This window comes from Kitasatospora sp. NPDC058190, from assembly GCF_042883685.1.
Classification (GTDB): Bacteria; Actinomycetota; Actinomycetes; order Streptomycetales; family Streptomycetaceae; genus Kitasatospora.
Window position 1 is genome coordinate 1 of the sequence record NZ_JBHVVI010000136.1, and the last position, 22,223, is coordinate 22,223.

At 72.0% G+C, this 22,223-nt stretch carries 19 protein-coding genes and 1 pseudogene; 7 read left to right on the plus strand and 13 right to left on the minus strand.

The window, feature by feature from the left end; translation table 11 throughout:
• Positions 1-143: 143 nt before the first annotated feature.
• Positions 144-2,024, minus strand: coding sequence for a glycoside hydrolase family 27 protein (locus ACFVWU_RS38280; protein ID WP_387629730.1), 1,881 nt, complete (start codon positions 2,022-2,024; stop codon positions 144-146).
• Between the two features lie 723 nt (positions 2,025-2,747).
• Here ACFVWU_RS38280 and ACFVWU_RS38285 point away from each other — a divergent pair.
• Entirely contained in the window at positions 2,748-3,824 is a 1,077-nt protein-coding gene (locus tag ACFVWU_RS38285) for a LacI family DNA-binding transcriptional regulator (RefSeq protein ID WP_387629732.1), read from the plus strand.
• A gap of 156 nt (positions 3,825-3,980) precedes the next feature.
• On the opposite strand, the gene ACFVWU_RS38290 is transcribed toward ACFVWU_RS38285, so the two are convergent.
• The 8 genes and pseudogenes from ACFVWU_RS38290 to ACFVWU_RS38325 all read right to left on the minus strand — a co-directional run.
• Positions 3,981-5,906 carry a hypothetical protein gene (locus ACFVWU_RS38290; protein ID WP_387629734.1) on the minus strand — a complete coding sequence of 642 codons (1,926 nt, stop codon included), beginning with the start codon at positions 5,904-5,906 and terminating at the stop codon, positions 3,981-3,983.
• 206 nt (positions 5,907-6,112) lie between these two features.
• Positions 6,113-8,059, minus strand: coding sequence for a glycoside hydrolase family 5 protein (locus tag ACFVWU_RS38295; RefSeq protein ID WP_387629737.1), 1,947 nt, complete (start codon positions 8,057-8,059; stop codon positions 6,113-6,115).
• A 462-nt stretch (positions 8,060-8,521) separates the two neighbouring features.
• On the minus strand, positions 8,522-8,860 hold the full coding sequence (locus ACFVWU_RS38300) for a glycerate kinase (RefSeq protein WP_387629740.1): 339 nt from the start codon (positions 8,858-8,860) through the stop codon (positions 8,522-8,524).
• A complete protein-coding gene (locus ACFVWU_RS38305; RefSeq protein ID WP_387629742.1) occupies positions 8,857-9,708 on the minus strand; it encodes a sugar phosphate isomerase/epimerase family protein in 852 nt (283 codons plus the stop codon). The genes ACFVWU_RS38300 and ACFVWU_RS38305 overlap by 4 nt, the downstream gene beginning before the upstream one ends.
• The gene (locus ACFVWU_RS38310) at positions 9,705-10,874 is read right to left on the minus strand and encodes a dihydrodipicolinate synthase family protein (protein WP_387629745.1); all 1,170 of its coding nucleotides are present in this window, start codon (positions 10,872-10,874) and stop codon (positions 9,705-9,707) included. The genes ACFVWU_RS38305 and ACFVWU_RS38310 overlap by 4 nt, the downstream gene beginning before the upstream one ends.
• Before the next feature lie 5 nt (positions 10,875-10,879).
• Positions 10,880-12,031, minus strand: coding sequence for a Gfo/Idh/MocA family protein (locus tag ACFVWU_RS38315; RefSeq protein WP_387629747.1), 1,152 nt, complete (start codon positions 12,029-12,031; stop codon positions 10,880-10,882).
• Positions 12,032-12,085: 54 nt separating this feature from the next.
• Positions 12,086-13,066 (minus strand): hydroxyacid dehydrogenase, encoded by a 981-nt coding sequence (locus ACFVWU_RS38320; protein ID WP_387629774.1) that lies wholly within the window; start codon positions 13,064-13,066, stop codon positions 12,086-12,088.
• A gap of 122 nt (positions 13,067-13,188) precedes the next feature.
• Positions 13,189-13,446 (minus strand): annotated as a pseudogene (locus tag ACFVWU_RS38325) (carbohydrate ABC transporter permease); the annotation flags it as partial.
• A 219-nt stretch (positions 13,447-13,665) separates the two neighbouring features.
• Here ACFVWU_RS38325 and ACFVWU_RS38330 point away from each other — a divergent pair.
• The 3 genes from ACFVWU_RS38330 to ACFVWU_RS38340 are packed head-to-tail and all read left to right on the plus strand — an operon-like array spanning position 13,666 to position 15,352.
• Positions 13,666-14,346 (plus strand): hypothetical protein, encoded by a 681-nt coding sequence (locus ACFVWU_RS38330; protein ID WP_387629776.1) that lies wholly within the window; start codon positions 13,666-13,668, stop codon positions 14,344-14,346.
• Positions 14,343-15,176, plus strand: a complete 834-nt coding sequence (istB, locus tag ACFVWU_RS38335; protein ID WP_387629750.1) for an IS21-like element helper ATPase IstB — start codon at positions 14,343-14,345, stop codon at positions 15,174-15,176. Before ACFVWU_RS38330 ends, istB begins: the two co-directional genes overlap by 4 nt.
• Positions 15,173-15,352: a hypothetical protein gene (locus tag ACFVWU_RS38340; RefSeq protein ID WP_387629753.1), complete on the plus strand. Its 180-nt coding sequence runs from the start codon at positions 15,173-15,175 to the stop codon at positions 15,350-15,352. Before istB ends, ACFVWU_RS38340 begins: the two co-directional genes overlap by 4 nt.
• 95 nt (positions 15,353-15,447) lie before the next feature.
• Here ACFVWU_RS38340 and ACFVWU_RS38345 read toward each other — a convergent pair whose 3' ends face one another.
• The gene (locus tag ACFVWU_RS38345) at positions 15,448-16,149 is read right to left on the minus strand and encodes an alpha/beta fold hydrolase (RefSeq protein WP_387629755.1); all 702 of its coding nucleotides are present in this window, start codon (positions 16,147-16,149) and stop codon (positions 15,448-15,450) included.
• 761 nt (positions 16,150-16,910) lie between these two features.
• On the opposite strand from ACFVWU_RS38345, the gene ACFVWU_RS38350 reads away from it, so the two are divergent.
• Both ACFVWU_RS38350 and ACFVWU_RS38355 read left to right on the plus strand, forming a co-directional pair.
• On the plus strand, positions 16,911-17,240 hold the full coding sequence (locus ACFVWU_RS38350; RefSeq protein WP_387629758.1) for a hypothetical protein: 330 nt from the start codon (positions 16,911-16,913) through the stop codon (positions 17,238-17,240).
• A 5-nt stretch (positions 17,241-17,245) separates the two neighbouring features.
• The gene (locus ACFVWU_RS38355; RefSeq protein ID WP_387629761.1) at positions 17,246-18,022 is read left to right on the plus strand and encodes a sugar phosphate isomerase/epimerase family protein; all 777 of its coding nucleotides are present in this window, start codon (positions 17,246-17,248) and stop codon (positions 18,020-18,022) included.
• Positions 18,023-18,062: 40 nt separating this feature from the next.
• Here ACFVWU_RS38355 and ACFVWU_RS38360 read toward each other — a convergent pair whose 3' ends face one another.
• The 3 genes from ACFVWU_RS38360 to ACFVWU_RS38370 all read right to left on the minus strand — a co-directional run bounded on the left by ACFVWU_RS38360 (position 18,063) and on the right by ACFVWU_RS38370 (position 21,334).
• Positions 18,063-19,112 carry a substrate-binding domain-containing protein gene (locus tag ACFVWU_RS38360; protein WP_387629764.1) on the minus strand — a complete coding sequence of 350 codons (1,050 nt, stop codon included), beginning with the start codon at positions 19,110-19,112 and terminating at the stop codon, positions 18,063-18,065.
• A gap of 88 nt (positions 19,113-19,200) precedes the next feature.
• Positions 19,201-20,382: an ABC transporter permease gene (locus tag ACFVWU_RS38365; protein ID WP_387629767.1), complete on the minus strand. Its 1,182-nt coding sequence runs from the start codon at positions 20,380-20,382 to the stop codon at positions 19,201-19,203.
• A gap of 166 nt (positions 20,383-20,548) precedes the next feature.
• Positions 20,549-21,334 carry an SDR family NAD(P)-dependent oxidoreductase gene (locus tag ACFVWU_RS38370; protein ID WP_387629770.1) on the minus strand — a complete coding sequence of 262 codons (786 nt, stop codon included), beginning with the start codon at positions 21,332-21,334 and terminating at the stop codon, positions 20,549-20,551.
• A 195-nt stretch (positions 21,335-21,529) separates the two neighbouring features.
• On the opposite strand from ACFVWU_RS38370, the gene ACFVWU_RS38375 reads away from it, so the two are divergent.
• Entirely contained in the window at positions 21,530-22,213 is a 684-nt protein-coding gene (locus ACFVWU_RS38375; protein ID WP_387629771.1) for a TetR/AcrR family transcriptional regulator, read from the plus strand.
• Positions 22,214-22,223 lie beyond the last annotated feature (10 nt).

The following is a 22,223-nucleotide window of genomic DNA, read 5'->3' on the forward strand; positions in this document are numbered from 1 at the left end:
GGCCAACCTGCCGGGGTATTCGCGGACCAACGCGGTGGTGCGCCGCGGGTCGTGCCCCCGTGGGCGCCCCTCGCCTCACCACTGCGGCAGACGCCGCTGCCCGACGCGTCCGGTCACGGCATGCCGCTTCCGGTCACGGTCCGTCAGGACTTGGTGATCGAGAAGACGTGCAGCGCCGGAAGGTTCGGCAGGGTGATCGAGACCAGGCTCTTGCCGGCCGTGATCGCCACCGGAGCGTAGGAGACCACGTAGTCGGTGCCGAACTGGTCGGGCCCGGTCGGGGTGTCCCGGTGGGTCGCGGTGACGGCGGTGCTGTCGCCGAACGCCGTCGGGTTGCCGGTGACCCAGTTCGGGAAGCCGAAGCCGGCCGTGCTGCTCGTTCCGTCGCTGTAGTGCAGCGTGATGGTGCCGGAGACGTCACCGCCACTGGAGGCTCCCAGGAAGCCGAGCGTGCTGCCACTGCCGTAGTAGTCGATCGTCTGGCCCTGGGCCGTGATGCTGTCGAAGCGGCCGGAGCCGTTGTTCGGCCAGTCGAAGCTCTGCCCGTTCACGGTCACCTGGCCGCCGGCCGTCGCCCCGCCGTCGGCCAGGGCATCGGAGGAGAAGCTGTCGCAGACCCGGTCGAAGCAGCCCGCGGATGCCGCGTCGTCGTCACTGACGACCGTGGCGTTCAGCGCGGTGCGCCACGTGGTGAAGTGGCCTGACCGGTTCGGGTGCAACCGGTACAGGGCGGCGCTGGTGGCAGGCAGGGTCGCCGAGACGGCCCCGGAACCGGAGGTGACGCTCTTGGACCACAGGTCGGTGAGGGTGAAGTCGGTCGACGAACTGCCGATCGCCGCGGCGGTGGTGCCGACGGTCTGCGTGGACGTGGACTTGTTCAGCAGCAGCACCGCGTAGTCGCCGTCGGCCAGCGGCTTGGAGTAGACGTCCGCGTTCGCGTCGGTGGAGACGAGCCTGCCCTGTACGCCGAGCCGGTCCTGGTCGACGGCGATGACGTCGGCGTTGCCCGCGTCGGCGACCACCTGCGGCGTGAAGCCGGCGGTACCGGTCACCTTGATGTTCAACGGCGCGGCCAGCACCGACCACAGGCTGAACTCGGCCCGCTGCTGCGCCTCGGTCATCGAGGACTGACCGATCGTCAGCTGGTCGAGGTCGTTGAAGTGCCCGGCCCGGGCGAAGCGCGCCGAGGCGACGCCCTGCGCGGCTACGGTCAGCATCGACGCCCAGTTGCCGCCGCCGCTGTCCGCGGCCATCCGCCACTCCTGCGCCGACAGCCCCGCCCCCGCCATCACCTGCTGGAACACCGAGCTGCCGGTGCCGGCGTCGTCCCAGTTGAAGTAGGCCGGCGCCGAGTCGTTCAGCACCATCTTCGTCCCGTAGGCGTCGTTCGCCGCCGCGATCGCGTTCGCCGCGTCCTCGTACGCGGTGACCGCCTGGTCCGCGTCGTGCTGCGTCGTCAGGTGCAGACCGGACGTCGAAGTCTTCTGGTACGGGTAGCAGTAGTCCATCTTGACGTAGTCCACGCCCAGCGACGCGAAGTAGTCCATGTCCTGGGTGAAGTGGCCCCAACTGCCCGAGCCGCCGTCGCAGGTGAGCGTGCCGCCGTCCTCGTAGATGCCGAACTTCAGGCCCTTGGAGTGGACGTAGTCGATCGTCGCCTGGATGCCCTGCGGGTACTTGCTCGGCGAGGCGATCAGGTTGCCGTCCAGGTCCCGCCCGTTCTGGCCGGCCGGGACCACCTGGGTGCCGTCCCAGTCCTTGCCGTTCGCCTGGATCATCCAGTCGTCGTCGACCGCGACGATGCTCCAGCCCTTGGCGGCCAGGCCGTTGGCGACGGCGGCATCGGTGTCCTGGCGCACGAGCGCGTCGTTGGTCTGCCGCCACGAGCCGGGGCGGATGACCATCGTCGGGGCACCGGCCAGCGTGTGATCGGCGATGTTGCCGTCGGCGGACACCGCCGACGCGGGGCCGGCCGCGGCCGCCCAGATCGTTCCCGACGCCGCGACGGTCGCACCGACCGTCAACAGCGAAAGCGCTCTTCTTCTCACGATCGCCTCTGCCTTCAGTGTGGGGGGAGGAGACTCGGGATCCGGGCGCCACCGCACACCGACCGGTGCGGCCGCGGCGACGAGCCGGAAATGGAGGGCCCGAGTCAGCCGGGGCCGGAATCCGCCGTCATATCCGGTGAATTGGCGGCGGATCCGAAGACGAATCCGGACGTGCAGAACGGTAGGCAGGGCCTCGCCCGCAGTCAACAGCCTGCCGGTCCATGAATTGCCATATGTTTCCCCGATTCCGCTCCCGACGATCGGAGCTTTCCGCACAGCGCCGATTCATGGCCGATTCATCCGGTCGAAGGCCGTTGACCGGCGCGCCGCCTCGGCGAAGAATTGCTCTGCCCGGCCCCGTACGGCCCGAATCGCCGGGAGCGGTCCAGCCGATCCTCCCGGGCGCTCCAGCGCGAACGACAGGGAGCCGATCCCCTTCGCCGTTCGGAGCGCACTCGAATCATTCGGTTCTTCATCGCCACTGAATCGGCAACGGATTCGTCGACTGCGGGCGGTCCTCGGGCGAGGGAACGGGGGTGACCGAAGGGCGTACACGTATGCGACGGCCGAGGTCGCCGAACGGCGGGCGGCGGGTGCCCCGCACCCCGACCGGCCGACGGCGGAACGGCCTGGCACACCCCGGCGCCGGCCGCTGCCGACCCCGTCCGGCCTGCGGTTCCGGTCGGGTACCTTACCGCCATGGCGAGGAGTCCGAGGGCACGCAGCACCGCAGAACGCCCCGGCGGGGCCGTCACGCTCCAGCAGGTGGCGCAGCACGCGGGCGTCTCGATCGCCACGGCCTCCCGGGCCCTGCACGGCGCCACCGGCCGAGCGGTCGGCGAGGAACTGCGGCGCCGGGTGCTGGCGGCCGCGGCGGAGCTGGGCTACGTGTCCAACGCGCCCGCCCAGGCGCTGGCCCGCTCCCGCAGCTCGGTGGTCGGGCTGATCGTGCACGACATCACCGACCCGTACTTCGGCGAGATCGCCGCCGGGGTGATGCGAGTCGCCCGCGAGGGCGACCTGATGGTGATTCTGGCCGCGACGTTCCGCGATCCGCAGCTCGAACTGGAGTACCTGCTCCGGGTCCGCAACCAACGGGCCAGTGGTGTGCTGCTCGCCGGGAGCGGCTTCACCGACCCGGCGTTCGTGGCGCGGCTGGGTGAGAGGCTCGCCGGGTTCGTCGAGGACGGCGGCCGGGTGGTCTGCATCGGGGAGCACGGTGCGGACACCGACCTGGTCACCGTCGACAACCGGCGCGCAGCCGAGCTGGCCGTCGCCCACCTCTGGGAGCTGGGGCACCGACGGATCGGGGTGATCGCCGGGCCGGGGGAACTGGTCACCGTCCAGCACCGCCTGGACGGTGTCCGCCGCGCGCTGACCGCACGGGGCGCGACGCTGCCGCCCGACCGCGTGGTCGAGGCGGACTTCACCCGGGACGGCGGGCGGGTGGCCACCCGCGAGCTGTTCGCGGCCCGACCCGACCTGACCGCGGTCCTGGCGCTCAACGACGGCATGGCGGCGGGTGCGCTCGCCGCACTGCAGGAGGATCTCGGCAGGGCCGTCCCCGCCGAGGTCTCCGTCGTCGGCTTCGGCGGCCTGCCCTTCACCGTCGACCTCCACCCGGCGCTCACCACGGTGCGGCTTCCGCTGGAGCGGATCGGCGCGCGGGCGATGGAGCTGATCCTGGACGAGCCCGATCACCGCGGGGCCCGGCGCATCGTCGAGCTGGACGTGGACCTGGCCGTGCGTTCCAGCACCAGGCCGGCCCGCGGCTGAACCGGTGAAGACCTGGCTGTGGCCGGCACCCGGGTCACGGTTGTCGGCGGGAGGAGGGCAAGCGCTTTCCCGAAGGGTCGCCACCGGGTGAACGACGCAGTCCGGCCCGGCTCCCCGCGCGGGGAGCCGGGCCGGACTCGCGCGGGTGACGCCGGGTCAGGCGAGCTTCTGGCAGAGCAGCGCGTACGGGCGCGAGGCCCAGAGCTCGTACCACGGCTGGCTGTAGGCCACCCCGGCGATGAACTCGTCGTCCGCGCACTGGCCCTTGTAGAAGCCGTACGCGAAGTCACCGCCGCCGGCGGCGGCCGGCCGGGTGTCGCCGTTGTTGAACCACACCGTGCGGCTCGCCGTGCCGAGCGGCGCACCGGCCTTGGCGCACAGCGCGCCGATGGTCCTGCCGTTGCGGCTGTACCCGGTCACGGCGAAGCCGGCGGGGCACTGCGCCTTGGTGTAGCCGCGCGCCCAGTCGGTGGTCACGTTGGTCTCGTCGTGGACCACCGTGAAGGCGTGGCCGGAGTCCCACAGGTCCGTCCGGGTGAGGGTGGTGCACAGGCCGCGGTCGCCGCCGAAGCTGAGACCGGCCAGACGCGATCCGTCCGGGCAGGAGGCCTTGCGGGCGGACGGGTCCCAGTCCGGCCGGGCCTTCAGGTAGGCGGAGCGGTTGTCGTCGCCCATGCTGGAGTTGAGCGAGGCCCAGGTCACGTCGGGCGCCGGGGCCTGGCCGAGGTTCTGCGAGGTGATCGGCCATTCCTGATGGTAGGCGAGGAACGGCAGGTCCTTCTCCAGGATCGGCGTGCCGAGAATGGCGAGGCGGGCCATCAGCGCCCCGTTGATGTCGAGTCCGCCGTAGAGGCTCACCGTGCCGTTGACGCTGGGCGCCGCGCCGCCGTCGAGGACGACGGAGCCGTTCACGGCGGTCCGCAGGTAGGGCTCGATGGAGGCCTTGACGCCGACCGCGTCGTACAGGGCGATCGAACCCTCGGCCAGCAGGCCGGTCTTCACGGAGGCGGCGCCACTGAGGTTGAGCTTCAGCGGGGAGACGGTGGACGTCCCCGGGTCGGTGGCGGTGGTCCAGCCCAGGCCGTTGGTGTAGTCGGAGTGGACGCCCCAGTGGCCGTCGTAGCTCTGCTCGGCGTCGACCGTGATGGTGCCGTCGGCGGCGATGTCCAGCGAGAGCGTGAAGTCCAGGTTGATCACGACCGGCAGCGGGCCGACCATCACCACGGGGCTGGAACTGAGCTTGGCGAGCGGGATCTTGACCGAGGCGCCGGCGGCGAGGTCGGCGCCGCTGACATGCCAGTCGGCGTGCGCGCCGAGGTCGAAACCGATCCGGGCCTGCTGGGGGGTGAGCACGCCGCCCTGGTAGGAGAAGCTCACCGTCGGGTCGATCTCGACCGATCCGGACAGGTGCGCCGAGGAGCCGTTGGACAGCGGAACGGTGGCGTCGGCGCTCAGCCCCAGGCCCCCGCTGACGGAGCCCTGACCGCCGGTCGCGGTCGTGTTGACGGACACCTGGAGGTCCTTGACCTGCGGCTGGACGTGGAGGGCGGCGGGGTCGAGCGGGGCCTGCAGGCTGGCGGTGGTGCCGCCGAGCAGCTCAGGGAGGGCGGCCGGGCGGGTGCTGACGGCCACCGTCCCGTCGGAGGACTGCTGGACACCGGTGACGGCGACCAGCGCGCCCTGCGGGGCGGCCGGCGTGGGCGGGCTGTCGATCAGCTGGCCGGGCTGCACGGCGGGGGTCGAAGTGCCGGACGTCGACGTGGAGTTCGCGGCGGGCTTGAGTACGGCGTTGCCGGTGCCCGGGTCGTAGGAGGACAGCGCGAGGGCGGGTGCGGCGGGTGTGGCGGGCGCGGTGGATGTGCCCGCCTGGGCCGGGGTCGCGACGGTGGCGGCCTGGGTGCCGGTGGCCGGGGGCGCCAGGGTCGCCGGGGCGGTGGGCGCGGCGGTCGGTGCGGCCTGGGACGGCGCCGGCGCGGTGTCGGCGGCGGCGGGCGCCGCCGCCGCGACGTTCAGCGCGCAGCCGGAGAACACGAGCAGGGCGGTCGTCGCGACGGCAGGCAGCACGAGCTTGCGTTTGGCCACGTGGGGTCCTTCCGGGTCGGAGGAGGGAGCGCGGTGTTGTGTAGCCAACACGGTGTCAGGAAAGCGTTTACCTAGGTTCCCGCAGCGGGCGAAGACATCCCGGCCGCGTCGTGAACTTCCCATGTCCGCTTCGGAGTCGAACGATCGACCGTGGAGGGGGCAGCCCGACCGCCGAATCGGCCGGGCTGCCCGTCAGGATCGCGCGCTCAGCCGAGCGGGCGGCAGAGCAGGGCGTCCGGGACGCCGTAGTGGAGCCACTTCCAGGTGTACGCGACGCCCGCCACGTACTCGTTGGAGGCGCACTGGCCCTTGTAGTGGCCCGGCGCCCAGTCGCTCGCCGCGGAGTCGGAGCCGGTGGAGGCCGAAGGGCGGTTGTCGGCGTGGTCGAACCAGACGTTGCGGCCGGTCAGCGGCGGCTTCGCGGTGGACGGGGCGCACAGCAGGGCGGACATGGCGTTGCTGTGCACGGCGTATCCGACGGCGAAGGTGTTGTCCGGGCACTGCAGCTTGTTGTAGCCGGACGCCCAGTCACCCTCGGTCACGTACCGCTCGTCGGTGACGGTCACCCAGTCCCCGGCGCCCGTCGCCGGCTCGCCGGCATCGGTGCACAGGCCCCGGCTGTCGCTGCGGCCGAGGCCGATCAGGCGCTCACCGTCGGGGCAGTTGCCCTTGCGGTTGCCGCCGCTCCAGTCGGGCAGCGCCGTCATGCGGGCCGACACGTCGTAGTCGCCGTGGTCCAGGTCGAGCTGGTTCCAGTGTGCGGACTTCGCGACCTGCCCGGTGTGCGAGGGCGCGTTCACCAGCTTGTTCCAGTCGGCGGCCCGCCAGTCGCCCTGGTCCTCCAACGACAGCTGTCCGCCGTTCGCGTCGTACGAGACCAGGGCCCAACTGTCCTGCGGCACACCGCCGTTCTGCCAGCCGACCAGCGGCCAGACGGCGAAGTCGGTGTCGTTGGCGACCAGGATGTCGGTGAAGTTGCGGAACCAGGCCTGCTCCTTGGCGTCGGTCGAGCCGCGCCCGCCCGCGCCGAACTCGCTGACCCACACCGGCGCCGTGAAGTGCTGGCCGGCCTGTGTGACGAACAGCGCCTCCTGGTTGACCACCGAGGCCAGCTGGTCCGGCGTGAAGTCCTCGTAGCGCGGGTCGCTGGTCGCGCCCGGGCCGCTGCCGGCACCCGTGTTGGCCGGTCCCGTGTAGGCGTAGAAGTGGGCGGCGTAGACCAGCTTGCCGGAGTTGATCAGGGTGTTGGAGAGCGTGGCGACCGGTGTGAGCATCGGGCGGCCGTGGGAGAAGAGGGCGGACGGGATGCCGTACCAGTTGATGCCCTCCATGATGATCAGCATGTCGGGGTCGGCCTGGAGGATCCGGTTGCCGGCCTCCTCGAAGGCGGCGTTCTCGTCATGGCTGTCGCCCATGCCCCAGTTGGGGTCGTCCCAGGTGTCGCGGCGGACCTCGTTGCGCAGGTCGGCACCGACGACACGCTTGTCGGCCTTGTACCGGTTGGCCATGAAGACCCAGTCGTCCTCCCACTGCTGGGTGCTCTGACCACTGTTCCAGCGCTCGTTGCCGTCCAGGCCGCAGCAGAACCGGTAGCTGGTGGTGTGGTTGTTGAGGATCACCGCGAAGCCGTCGGCGGTGAGCGCCGCCACCACGGCGTCGTAGACCTGCAGCGGGGTCTTGCCCTTGAGCTGCGGATTGGCCGCCACCGCCACGTCCGGCACCGTCGAGGTGTCGTGGATCAGCGCGTTCGCGAACGGCAGCCGGATGCTGTTGATCCCCAACTGGTGGAACCCGTGGAGGATTTCACCCATCGGCGCGCGGTCCAGCCCGAGCGGGAGGTTGTACGAGACCTGCCCGGCCTGGTTGTTCGCCGGGTCGGTGGTCGAGCCGCTGCCCTCCCATGTCCCCTGCGCTCCCGCCCAGTTGCCCGCCTTCAGCTTGAAGCGGTTGCCGGAGGCGTCGACGATGTACCGGCCCCGGGTGCTGAGCGGGCCGTCCCAGGAGGACGCCAGCTGGGCGCCGGTCAGGACAGTGGGCGCGGCGGAGGTGGCCGTGGTGTCGGCCGATGCCGTCGCGGTACCCCCGACGGTTGCCATGGCGAACGCGAACAGGGCTGTTGCCGCCGCCAGGGCGCGGATCACAGGTCTTCTCATGGTCATTCCCGGACGTGGTGGTGAGGGTGGGTGCGCGCACGCGCGGGCCTGTCGCCGGACCGCCGAGGGCGCGGTCCGACAACAGGCCTGATGTGTGCATGGTAGGGGCGGGGCGTGCGCCCTGTCAGGAGGGCGGGTGTCAGCGCTGGTTGGGGCCGGCCCTGCAGCCCCAGGTGATCAGCTGCGGACCGCGCGCAGCACTTTCGGGCGACGGTTCGGGCGGGTGGTCACGTGGGATTCCCTCTCTACTGGAAAGCGCTTACCCGAGACCTCTGGAGGCACCGCGTTCGCCCAGCCTGACGAGGCGGGCGACAGCAGGAGCAGGGGTGATGGGGCACGTGCGGACGTACGCCCACAACAGGGCTCCGAGCGCCGACGGTTGGGAATCTATCGTGCGCACCACCCGGTCGGCACCGCTCCTCCCGACCCAAGGGGCGATTCGTAGATCAATTCATGACGCCGTCATCGGACATTTCCTTCTGCTTCAGGGCGGCTCGACGGGCGGCGGCGCCGAGGGTGACCGACATCACGAGGCCACCCGCCCGTGCTCCGCGCAAGTGGCCACTGCCGTCCCGTTCGCCCCTCCAGTGACACCCCATCAGACCGTACGCAGGGCGGCCTGGGTGGTTCCCGGGTGGGCCGCCGCGACGGCGGCGAGGGTCCCTCGCCGCCGTCGGCCATGGGACGGATCAGCGGCTGGTCGTCCGGTCTGACGGAGCGCCGGCCCTCCGCCAGTGCCCGGGCCGCCTCGGTGGCCGCCACCGTGCCCTTGAAGGAGTCGGGTGCGAGGACGATTCTCACCGGCCCGCCACTTCGGTGCGATGGCGCTCGACCATCGTCCGCAGGGTCCGCTCGCCCGGGGTGTCCCAGATCTGCTGGTTGAAGATCTCGACCTCGATCCAGCCGGTGTACCCGGCGTCGGAGACCAGCTCGGTCATGGCCCGGAAGTCGATGTGGCCGTCGCCGACGTGGCCGCGCCCGAGCAGCGGGTCGGCCGGCAGCGGCAGGGTCCAGTCGCAGACCTGGTAGGAGGCGATCCGCTCCCCCGCGCGGGCGATCTGCCGGGCCAACTGCGGGTCCCACCAGACGTGGTAGCTGTCCACCACCACGCCGACCTGCTCGACCGGGAACTGCTCGGCGAGGTCGAGGGCCTGCCCGAGGGTGGAGACCACGGCCCGGTCCGCGCAGAACATCGGGTGCAGCGGCTCGATCGCCATCCGGACGCCGAAGTCGCCCGCGTGCGGCGCGAGTTCACCGAGCAGTTCGGCGACCCGGGCGCGCGCGCCGACCAGGTCGCGGCTGCCCTCGGGCAGGCCGCCGACGACCATGACGAGGGTGTCGGTGCCCAGTTCGGCGGCCTCCTCCAGGGCGCGGAGGTTCTCGGCGAGGGCGGCGCGGCGGCCCTCGGGGCCGGGGCCGGTCAGGAACCCGCCCCGACACAGGGTGCTCACCGCCAGTCCCGCGTCACGGACCAGCTTGGCGGCCTCGGCGACACCGGTCTCGGCGACCTTGTCCCGCCACAGGCCGATCGCCGGGATGCCCGCGCGCACGCAGCCGTCCACGGCCTCGGCGAGGCTCCAGTTCCTCGTGGTGATCTGGTTCAGCGACAGCCGACTACGGCTCTTGGTTTGCTCGCTTCGCTCGTTCACGCCTGCCCGACTCCCGCCACCGCGAGGTACTGCCGCATCCGGTGGGCGGCCAGCTCCGGGTCCGGCAGCACGCCGGCCGCGTCGGCGAGCTCGAACAGCTCGACCAGGTGCGGCACCGAACGGCCGCTCTGGGCTCCCGCCACCATGGTGAAGTGGCTCTGGTGACCGGCCAGCCACGCGAGGAAGACCACGCCCGTCTTGTAGTGGTAGGTAGGCGCGGCGAACAGGTGCCGGGCCAGCGGCAGGGTGGGCGCGAGCAGGGCGTCGTAGCGCTCCGGGTCCCCGGCGTCCAGGGCCTTCAGAGCGGCGGCGGCCGTGGCGGCGATCGGGTCGAAGATTCCCAACAGAGCGTGACTGTGGCCCAGTTCGTCGCCGCGGATCAGCTCCGGGTAGTTGAAGTCGTCACCGGTGTAGAGGCGTACGCCCTCGGGCAGTGCGCGGCGCAGGAGGATCTCGCGGTCGGCGTCGAGCAGCGAGACCTTGATGCCGTCGATCCGGGTGGCGTGCTCCCGGATCAGCGTGAGGACGGTCCCGGTCGCCTCGTCGAGGTCCCGGGAGCCCCAGTAGCCGGCCAGCGCCGGGTCGAACATCTCCCCCAGCCAGTGCAGGATGACGGGCTGACGGGCCTGACCGATCAACCGGCCGTAGACGCGCAGGTAGTCCTCCGGTCCGGCGGCCGCGGCGGCGAGCGCGCGGCTGGCCATCAGGACGGGCTGCGCTCCGGCGGCCTCCACGACGTCCAGCTGCTGCTCGTAGGCGGCCAGGATGTCCGTCAATGCGGCGTCGCCGGCGGGAAGCTGGTCCGTGCCGACGCCGCAGGCCAGTCGTCCGCCGACGCACCGGGCCTCGGCGCCGGAGCGGGTGATCAGCTCGCGCGTGGCGGCCCAGTCCAGGCCCATGCCGCGCTGAGCGGTGTCCATGGCGTCCGCGACGCCGAGGCCGAGGCCCCACAGGTGGTGTCGGAAGGCGAGGGTGGTGTCCCAGTCGACGGCGGCCGGGGCACCGGGGGTGTTCTCCCCGTACGGGTCGGCGACCACGTGGGCGGCGGCGAAGGCCACCCGGCCGGTGGGCGCCGGAAGGCGGAGTGGCGGCGGGGCGGGCTCGCGCACGCGGATGCCCTCGGCGCCGAGCGGGTTGAGCGGGTCGAGCGGGTTGAGTGGGGGCATGGCGGTCAGATCTCCAGTTCCGGCACGTCCAGGCGGCGGCCCTCGGCGGCGGAGCGCAGGCCGAGTTCGGCGAGCTGGACGCCCTTGGCGCCCGCCAGCAGGTCCCACTGGTACTCCGAGCCGGTGACGACGTGCCGCAGGAACAGTTCCCACTGGATCTTGAAGCCGTTGTCGAACTCGCCGTTGTCCGGCACCTGCTGCCACTGCGCGCGGAACGGCTCGGTCGCCGGCAGGTCCGGGTTCCACACCGGCTTGGGGGTGGCCGCGCGGTGCTGGAAGCGGCAGTTGCGCAGGCCCGCCACGGCGCTGCCCTCGGTGCCGTCGACCTGGAACTCCACCAGCTCGTCGCGGTCGACCCGCACGGCCCAGGAGGAGTTGATCTGAGCGGTGATGCCGCCCTCCAGCTCGAAGATGCCGTACGCGGCGTCGTCGGCGGTCGCCCGGTACGTGTCGCCCTGCTCGTCCACCCGCGAGGGGATGTGGGTGGCGGTGTGCGCGTAGACCGAACGGACCGGGGCGATGACGTTGTCCAGCACGTAGCGCCAGTGCGGGAACATGTCGAGGATCATGCCGCCGCCGTCCTCGGCCCGGTAGTTCCAGGACGGGCGCTGCGCCGACTGCCAGTCGCCCTCGAACACCCAGTAGCCGAACTCGCCCCGCACGGAGAGGATCCGGCCGAAGAAGCCGCCGTCGACCAGCCGCTTGAGCTTGAGCAGTCCGGGCAGGAAGAGCTTGTCCTGCACCGCGCCGTTGCACACCCCGGCCTCCCGCGCGAGGAGGGCCAACTCCAGCGCTGCGTCGAGGGATTCAGCGGTCGGCTTCTCGGTGTAGATGTGCTTGCCGGCCGCGACGGCCCGGCGGATGGCCGCCTCGCGCACCTTGGTGAGCTGGGCGTCGAAGTAGACCTCGGCGAGCGGGTGGGCGAGCGCCTCGTCCAGCGAGGTGGTCCAGTGCTCCAGCCCGTGCCGGTCGGCGAGTTCCTTCAGCTTGTGGGCGCTGCGGCCGACCAGGATCGGCTCGGGCCACAGCACCTGACCGTCGCCGAGAGCCAGGCCACCCTGCTCACGGATGGCCAGGATCGAGCGGACCAGATGCTGCCGGTAGCCCATGCGACCGGTGACGCCGTTCATCACGACGCCGATTACCCTGCGGGACATGGATGGCACTCCTCTTTCACAAGGTCGTTGACACGAAAGGGAATTGACGGAACATCAGGCGGATCGGGGCAGATCCCGCGGCAGCACCGGGTGCGCGAAGGGCAGGCCGACGGCGTAGCGGGCGAGCTCGTCGGCGGCCGCCGCGGCCATCCGGTGCAGCTCGGTGCCGAGCGACCCGGCGACGTGCGGGGTGAGCAGGACGTTGGGCAGCTCGTACAGCGGCGAGTCCTCGGGCGGAACGTCCGGGTCGGTGACGTCGAGCACCGCGCTCAGGCGCCCGGCGACCAGTTCGCCGGTCAGCGCGTCCTGGTCGATCAGGGCGCCGCGCGAGGTGTTGACCAGCGTGGTCCCGTCCTTCATCATGGCGAGCCGGTGACGACTGATGAGCCCTCGCGTCTCCGGGAGTTGGGGCGCGTGGACGCTCACCACGTCACTCAGCGCGCACAGTTCGTCGAGCGGGACCAGCCGGGCGCCGAGCGCGCCGGCCTCGTCCGGATCCAGGTAGGGATCGTGCAGCAGCAGGTCCAGGTCGTACGGGCGGAGCAGTTCGAGGACCCGGCGGCCGATCTGGGAGGCGCCGACGATGCCGACCGTTCGGCGGTAGTTCCCGGCGGTGCCGTACGCGGCCAGGATGTCGTACCCGGCGCGGAGTTCGCGGTAGTCGGCGCTGCTGCGCAGCACCTGCTTGTTGGCGAACAGCACGGCGGCCACGGTGTACTCGGCGACCGGCAGGGCGTTGGCCCAGGCCGCGGAGGCGACCTGGATGCCGCGTTCCCAGCAGGCGTCCGTGATGTGGTGCTTGACCGACCCGGCGGCGTGGATGACGGCGCGCAGCCGGGGCGCGGCGTCGAGCACGGCGCGGTCGAGGGGCGGGCAGCCCCAGCTGCTGACGATCACCTCGGCGTCGCCCAGGGCGGCGCGGGCCTCGGAGGTGGTGAAGTCGTCGAGGACGAGCCCGGGGTCGAGCTCGGCGAGCTGGGTGAGCCGGGTCAGCGTCCGGCGGTCGAACAGCCGCTCCACGAGCCCGGACTGCATCGCGAGGACGGCGCGCGGGCGGGGCCGGGCACCGGCGCGGGACGTCGGCCCGTGGTCGGGGGCGGTCGGGGGGTGGGGCACGCGGATCTCCGGGGAGTCATCGACGTGGACGGTCGGAACGGTCACTTGACACTTCCCGCGGTGAGGCCGGCCTTCCAGTGCCGCTGCAGGGCGACGAACGCCACGACCAGCGGGACGACGGCGAGCAGCGAGCCGGTGACGACCAGCGGGTAGGTGTCCGGGAAGGCGCGGGTCTGGGTGTTCCAGGAGTACAGACCGAGGCTGACCGGGAAGAGCCTGCTGTCGGAGAGCATCACCAGCGGCAGGAAGAAGTTGTTCCAGATCGCGGTGAACTGGAACAGGAACACAAGGACGGCGCCCACGAGAAAGGCGGGGTCGAGCACGAGGGCGGCAGGTTCCGGCGAAACCACCTGGTCCCGGTCCCGGAGGTCGACGATCTGGCGGACCTGAACGAGCGGATCGAGAGAATCGAGGCCACCGAGGATGCCCGGCACATCGACAACCGCCCGACGTCGGTCGGCTTCGACTTCCGTGAGGAACAGCCGCTGCTGCGGCCTCTGCCGCTGGACGAGTTCGACATCGGGCTCACTTCGCACCCGAAGGTCTCCAAGACCTCGCGGGTGACGATCCGCCAGAACCAGTACTCGGTGCCTGCACGGTTCATCGGCCGCCACGTGAGGGTGTCGCTGCGGGCGGACGAAGTGATCGTCTTCGACCGGCACAAGGTCGTGGCTCGCCACCCGCGTCTGGCCGGCCGCTGGGGCTACCGGGACCTGCTGGACCACTACCTGGAGATCCTGCGGGCCAAGCCCGGCGCGCTGGAAAGCTCCACAGGCCTGGCCCAGGCCCGCGCGGACGGCTCCTTCACCGCGGTCCACGACGCGTTCTGGGCCGCCGCCCGCGAGGCCCACGGCTCGCAGGCCGGCACCCGGGCGCTGATCGAGGTCCTGCTGCTGCACCGCCGCCTTCCCGCCGAGGCCGTCATCGCGGGCATGAGCGCGGTGCTGGACGCCGGGTCGACCGCCCCGGATCTGGTGGCGATCGAGGCCCGCAAGGCTCTCGCGGCGGCCGGTGGTCCGCCGCCGGTCGTCATCGCGCCGCCCGCCCCGGTCGAACCCGGGGATGGGGAGGACATCGTGACGGCACGGGTGATCTCCCTGCCCGCCAAGCGTCCCGATCTGCCGCCGGACACCCGTCCGGCGCCGTCGCTGGCCGCCTACGGCCAGCTGCTTTCCCTCACCTCGAAAGGCTCAGCATGACGCAGAGCACCACCCAGGCCCCCGCCTCGCGAGGGTCCTGGGCTTCCTCCGGCCTGCCCGGACAGCGGCAGGCCGACCCGGCGGTCGCCATCGACTCCGCGTGCCGAATGCTGGGGCTGACCACCATCCGCGGACGCTGGGAGGAGTTCGCCGGCCAGGCTCTGCGAGAGCACTCCTCCTACGCGGACTTCCTGGCCGAGCTGCTGGAGAGCGAGTGCGAGGACCGCGACGAGCGGCGCAAGGCCCGACGGGTCAAGGAGGCGGGCTTCCCGCGCTCCAAGCGGATCGAGGACTTCAAGTTCGAGAAGAACCCGAACGTCTCACCGGCGGTCGTGAACACCCTCACCACGATGGGCTGGGTCCAGGCCGGCCAGCCGCTTTGCCTGATCGGCGACTCCGGCACCGGCAAGTCACACCTGCTGATCGGGATCGGCACCGCGATCGCCGAGGCCGGCGGCCGGGTCCGCTACACGACCGCCGCGAACCTGGTCAACGAGCTCGCCGAGGCCGCCGACGACAAGCAGCTCGGCCGCACGATCAAGAAGTACGGCCGCGTCGACCTTTTGTGTCTTGATGAGCTCGGCTACGTCAAGCTGGACCGACACGGAGCCGAACTGCTGTTCCAGATTTTCACCGAGCGCGAGGAACGCCACGCGATCGCGATCGCCTCGAACAGGCCGTTCGTCGAGTGGGACGAGACGTTCACCGACAAGCGGCTGTGCCAGGCCATCGTCGACCGGCTCACCTTCGAGGCCCACATCATCGAGACCGGCACCGAGTCCTACCGGCTCGCCAGCACCACCGCCAAGCGAAAGGCCGCCGCCGCATGACCGGCACGGGCCCGGACGACCCGGCCGAACTCGCCGGGTTCCTCCGCGGCCTGGCCGACTTCTTCACCTCGGCCGACGAGCACGTCGACCAGGCGGTCAACGAACACTACGGCTTCGACACCGCAATCGACTGGATCATCTGTTCGCTGGAGCATCAAGCCGACGCCTTGGCCTGACCGTCCGGCACACCGCATCGCGGGTGGGCGCCATCGCACGGGCGCCCACCCGGCACAGCTCAGACCTGGGCGATCAGGGCATACCGTTCGTGGAATTAACTGGGTGTCAGTTCCTCCAATGCCCTGCTGATGTCTTCCGGTTCGGTGAGCATCGCTAGATGGTGAGCGGATCGACGGGTGATGCGCCAGCCTTCCCGCTCGGCTTGGAGAGCTTCGTCCTGGTAGCCATCGCTGAGCTGTAGGTAGGCACTGCCGAAGGGAGCTGGGCTCGGATGGTCGGGAGCGGGCTCCTCGAAGTAGGTGAGGGGCAGGCGGGGCAGCTCGTCGCAGAAGCGTCCGCGCATCTGTGGGTCGGGCAGGAGCTGCTCGATGGTGCCCGCCGGGAACCACTCGTTCCAGGGCGGCAGGCGCCCGTCCCGAGTGAGTCCGCGCAAGTGCTCGCGCAGGTCCTGTGGGACGGTGTCGAACCAGTTTCGGCCGGGGTGGGGCAGGAGGGCATCGGCGAAGATCGTGCCGACGACCTCTGCCGTTGTCGCGCTGGCCACTGCGGGCATCAGAGCGCCGGCGCCGCTGTGAGCGACCAGCACAATTGGTCCCCCGTCTTGGTGCCGGTCGATTTCTTTTGCGACGGCCGCGGCGAGTCTCGGATAGTGCGGTCCCGCGTCCCCGAACGCCTTCGCCAGCGAGGGCACGATCGTCGCGTGCCCGCGAGCGCGCAATGCTCTCGCGACAGGTTGCCAAGTCAATGCCCCCACGAGGGGGCTGTGGATCAATACCAAGGCCGGTCGTGCTCGCATGGCACCTCATTCACGGTTTCCCATTGGGTGTCCGGCATCGTAGGCGCCTGGAAAGCGTTGGGTACCCCTCCGCGCCGGGGGATCGCGGGTGTTGTTAACCGGCCTGGCGCCGAACGTAGTTGGGGGCGCTGCCAAGCCGGTTAAGGCCGCGGATCAGGTCGAGCTGTCCGCGCCGTGGGTGAGGGGTGAGGGCACGGGACCCTCCTCAGCGGCGACAGGTCGGGACCGCGGCCCGCGATGGTCGGCCGTGCGGCCGCACCTGGTGGCGGCGAAGGGCCCTGGCCAGCATCAGAGCGTGGGGGCGGGGAATTTCAAAGAGCGTCATCAATGCGGCGGAGTGGGTCACTCATGCCCAGAATCCTCGCAGCCGGCACTGGCAGCTCCCCAGACACACAACGCCCGCCCGAACGCATCCTGTCGGGGGCGCGATCCGGGCGGGGCTCATCACACGCTACCGGCCGAACGATGCTCCCCACCGACGCCACCACTCCAACGGGCGGTCAGCGGTGAAACCTCACCCGATCGAGGGAGTGGGGCCAAACGAACCCGGAACTCTCCACCCCTTCCTCGCGCCCTCACCTGTTCAGCGCAGAAGTGGGGCCAACGGAACTCGTAAGGGTGGGGCCAACGGAACCCGTTAAAAACAGGAAGTCCATGTCCACCTCGTCACCGGCGCCCTCCCGGGTACGGAGGTTCGGCACAGCGGCTGGGCGGTGGCGGGCAGCACGGCGCGGTACGGGGAGGACGGGTTGCTCGGCTGGGTGACCACCACCCGTGCGAACGGCACCCGGCTGACCTCGGCACTGGAGGGCGTCGAGGGTTACACGTCCGCGTGCTCGCACCGGCTGCCGCACGGCACGGCCTTCGGCAGCGTGGGCGCCGTCCCCGTCCTGACCGGCCGCACCACGGGCGGGACGGCGCTGTTCGTCAGCGCGGCCGGGCTCGCCGGCCAGGCCGCCCCGCCGATCCAGGCCGTCACGGTGGAGACGGAGAAGTCCCGGATCCGCGTGCGCTGGCCGGACGGCACCGAGCACCACGTCCTCCTCACCCCCGCCACCACGCCCCTCGTCACCGTCCTCCGGAAGCGCTGACCTCCGTGCGACTCGCCTTCTCCACCCTGGGCCTGCCCGGCCTGCCCCTCACCACGGCCCTGCGGCTCGCCGCCGCACACGGCTGGCAGGGCCTCGAACTGCGCTGCGCTCCCGGCGAACCCGTGCACCCCGCCATGCCTCCTGTCGAACGGCGCCACGCCCGCGAGGCCCTCGCGGCCTTCGGCGTCACCCCGCTCGCCCTCGCCGGATACCTCGGCATCGCCGCCCCGGGCGCCGACGAGCCACCGGTCCGCGCGCTGCGTGAGCAGCTCCGGCTGGCCGCCGACCTGGGCGCCCGCCATCTGCGCGTCTTCCCGCGGGGCGGGGACGGCCCTGCCGAGGAGGCCGACCACCGCGCGGCCCGACGCCTCGCCGCGGCCGCCGACACGGCCCAGCGGCTCGGCGTCCGCATCCTGCTGGAGACGCACGACTCGCACCGCGGCGGACGGGACGCGGCCCGTCTGCTCCGGCTGGTCGACCACCCGGCCGTCGGCGCGCTCTGGGACCTGATGCACACCCACCTGGCCGGCGAGCAACCCGCGGAGACCTTCGCCGCGCTCGCCCCGCACCTCGGCTACGTGCAGGTCAAGGACATCGCCGGGCCGCAGGACCTGAGCCCGCTGCCGCTCGGCGCGGGCGTGCTGCCGATCGCCGAGTGCCTGCGCCTGCTGCCGGCCGACTGCTGGGTGTCCTGGGAGTACGAGGCCCCGTGGTTCCCGGACGCCGCCCCGCTGGCGCCCCTGCTCGGGCCGGGCGCCCGCCACCTCGCCCGACTCCGCTGACGATCCCCCGGACCGCCGCCTCAGACCACCTCAGGCCGTCTCAGACCGCCTTGCCGCAGGACGTGCGGACCTTCAGCTCCGGCAGCAACTGCAGGTGGTGGACCGGGAGTTCACCACCGCTGCCGAGCCGGCGCAGCAGGAGCTCCAGCGCCGCCGCGCCGACCGCGCGCTTCGGCGGGGCGACCGCGGTCAGCGGCGGGGCGGCCAGGGCGGCGAACACGTCGTCGTACGAGATCAGCGCCACCTCCTCGCCCACCCGCAGCCCGCGGGCACGCAGCACCGGCACCAGCTGGATGGCCTCCTGGTCGTTGTGCACGAGCACCGCGCGCACGCCGTCCGCCACGCCCTCGGCGATCCGGGCGGCGACGGCCTCCGTGTCGCGGCCCGGATGCTCGATGTCGATCACGGGCCGCGCTTCCAGACCGAGCAGCCGCACGGCCTCCGCGTAGCCGGCCCGCACCTGGTGCGCCGTCCAGCTGTCCATGCGGGCGGCCAGCAGCACCGAACGGTGCCCGAGCCCGGCCAAGTGGCGCAGCGCCAGCATGACGCCGTGGTGATGGTCGGAGCCGACCGAGTCCAGGTCCGCGCAGGGGCTGTCGGCGGGGGCTCGGCGCTCCACCAGGACGGTGGGCAGCGGGAGTTCGCAGATCCAGGCACTGCGCCCGGTGGGGCCCTCGGACAGCCAGTTGGGGGTGACCAGCAGGCCGTCCACGCCGGACTCCAGGAGCTGGTCCACCTGCGCCCGGTCCTCCCCGGCCTCGTACGGGGCGATGCCGAGCACCAGGCGGGCCCCGACGGCCGTGGCGGCGGCGCGGGCACCCTCGATGATCTCGTCGAAGTACGAGCCCACGGTGGGGACCAGCATGCCGACGACGCGATCACGCCCCTCCGGCACGGCGGCCCCGGAGGGCATCGAGACCGACCCGTGCGAACGGTGCAGTTCCCCCGCGTCGGCCAGTGCCGCGACGTCCCGGCGCACCGTGACGGCCGCCAGGCCGAGCCGTTCGGCGAGCTCCACGACCCGGACCGTGCCCAGCTCTCGGACCACCTCCACGATCGTGGCCCGCCGTTCCTCTGCCGTGCCGGTCATGGTCTCCCCTGGCTAGGTCTGCGTGCCGCGCGCACGAATCACTGTCTGATCAATTTGTATCATTCGATCGGGATCGCGCGCAGAGTTGTCAGACCCGCAGGGCCCCGCCGACGCTCCTTCCGGCCGCCGCCTTCCGGGCGGCGCGCAGGTCGAGGACGTACTGGACGGCCAGGCAGCCGAGGATCCAGGCGGCGAGCAGGACGAGGCCGTCGGTCAGGTGCGCGGAGTGGTAGTAACCGGCGCCGCGCAGGGCGCGTACGGCGGCGGCCGGGGGCATGACCTGCGCCAGTGGGGCCAGCCACGGCGGCAGGAAGGAGGTCGGCAGGATGCCGCCGGAGGTGGCGTTGCCGAGGATCAGCAGCACCACCGACGCCACCGGCATGCCGAGGGGGCCGAAGAGCCGCAGCAGCACTCCGGCCGCGGTGGCGGTGGCCATCGCCAACAGGCCCGCGATCACGGCCACAGTGGTGAAAGCGGCCGGCAGGGCGTGCAGGGCCTGGTGGCCGATGAGCGCGACCATCGTGCCGCTCGCGGTCGCGAAGACCACGGTGGAGGCCACCCGGGCGGCCAGCGGCAGGCGCGGGGCGATCTGGTAGGAGGCCACCGAGAACAGGAAGCCGGCCAGCACCACGCCGAAGGAGGCGTAGAACACCGACAGTCCGCGGCTGTCGCCGGAGGCCAGCGGTACCACGTCCTGGACCGCTACCGGATGGCCGGCCGCCGCGGTGGCGGCGGCCTGCAGGCTTCCGACGGTGGACGGGCCCTGGGCGCCCGCCGCGAGGAGCACCGTGCTGTTGCCCTCGGCGACCAGGGCGGCGGGCACCCGGTCGTGCGCGACGGCGTCGCGGGCTGCGGCGGCACTGGGGTAACGGTGGAAGGTGTAGGCGTCGGGCGCGCTGTCGTTCAGGGCGAGTTCGGCGCGGGCGGCCTGCTGGTCGGAGGCGGCGATGCCCAGCGGCTGGTGGTGGGCCGTGGGTGCGTGGAAGGCCGCCAGGTACACGGCGACGAACGCGGTCCCGATCGCCAGCGCCGTCACCACCGGGACGAGCATGGCCTTGAGCAGTCCGGCGCCCGCGGCGAGCACGGGAGCGGCGATACCGGGCTCGGTGTCGAGCAGTGCGTGGCGGCCGTGTCGCTCCGCGGCCCGCGGGTGGGGGACGGTCGGCTCGTCCACGGACGGCGACGCCGGCCGGTCGGGTGACGGGTCGGACGGAGTCGGCTCGGCGGCCTCGGGGTAGGGGTGCGGGGACGGGGGCGTGGTGTGGTGCATGGGTCTTTCCGCCGCTGACGCGCGGCGTGCGGTGGGGGACTGTGGTCGGCGCCAACTGGGCTTCGGCCGTGGGGACTTGCTTGTGAAGTACCCGCGCCGAGTCGGCCCTGGCAGGCGCGAGCGCCGGGCCGGCTCGGCACGGGGGTCTGTTTCTGGAGGGAGCCGCCTAGAAGAAGCCGCCGTCCATGGGCAGCGTGCGGCCGGTCATGTAGGCCGCGTCGTCGGAGGCGAGGAAGGCGTAGCCCGCGGCGATCTCCTCGGGCTGGGCCAGGCGCCCGAGTGCGCCGTGGACGGACAGCCATCGGGAGAGCGGCATCGACTCCCTGAGCTGGGGGTGCTGGTAGCCGGCGGCGTGTTCCGCGGCCATGTCGGTGGCGGTGCCGCCGGGGGCGATGGCGTTGATGGTGATGCCGCGCCGGCCCAGCTCCGCGGACAGGTTGAGGACCATGGATTCCACGGCCGCCTTGGACGAGGCGTACAGGGTGTGGCCGAACACCGCGCGGGAGGCGCTCACCGAGGAGGTGAGCACGATCCGCCCGCCCTCGCGCATGTGGGCGGCGGCGTGCTGGACGGCGAACAGCTGGCCGCGGGTGTTCACGGTGAAGACGCGGTCGAAGTCGGCCGGGGTGATGTTCTCCAGGGCGTCGAAGTGCTCGATGCCGGCGCACGAGGCCAGCACGTCCAGCTGCCCGAACTCGGACACCGCCCGCTCGATCAGGGCCTTGGTCTGCTCGGGGTCGGCGACGTCCGCGCGCATGGCGAGCGCCCTGCCGCCGTCGGCCGCGAGCGCGGCCACCACCTCGTCCGCAGCCTGCTGGTTGCCGCGGTAGCCGATGGCGACCGCCGCCCCCTCCGCCGCCAGCCGCACGGCGACCGCGGCGCCGATCCCCCGACTGCCTCCGGTCACCACCGCGACCTTGCCCGCGAAGCGGCTGCTGCCCACTGATGCCATGGGTCTTCGTTCCTTCCTGCCGCCACCGGCGCGCGAGCACAGGAGCGGCAAAGGCTCTGGTTCCAGCCGTCGTGCCCCTCAGGCCGACACGACGAGGCTAACACTAACCGCAGGAAATCCTTCACTTATCCTGGTTGTCGTACGCTCGGCACGCACGCAGGGCAGGACGGCAGACGACAGCAGAGGTGGACCACGGTGACCGGCAGCACTCCAGGGCGAGGCGGGACCCCGCGGCTGCGCGCCGACGCCGCGCGCAACCGCGCCCAGATCCTGGCCGCGGCGCGCACCGCCTTCCGCGAGTCGGGCACCTCTGTCCCCCTGGACGAGATCGCGCGCCGGGCCGGCGTGAACATCGCCACCCTCTACCGGCGCTTCCCCGACCGCGACGCCCTGATAGCCCAGGTCGCCCTGGACGGATTCACCCTCGCGCTCGACACCGCCCGCACGGCGGCCGACACGGCCCGGACCGATCCGCTCACGGCCGTGGAGACCTTTCTTCAGGGCCTGATCGACAACCGCGACCTGCTCTCGCTGCCGCTCATCGGGGGCCCCAGGACGAACGATCCCCAGGCCCGCGAACTGCAACGGGAGATCGCCGCCACGCTGGAGGAGATCCTCGCCGAAGGGCGTGCCCGCCGGGCCCTCCGCCCCGACGTCACCGTCGTCGACCTGATCGCCACCGCCGCCCTGATCTGCCGCCCCCTGCCCCACCTCCCGCCCGAGCAGGCCGCCGCGCTGGCCGCACGACACCTCGGCGTCTTCCTCGACGGGCTGCGCCCGGAACGCACCCGCACCCTGCCGCCGGCCCCCACCCACGAGGAGATGGCGGCCCACCTCACCCTCGCGGACGGGTCCGCCGGCACCCCGACCGAGCACTGACCCGCAGTCG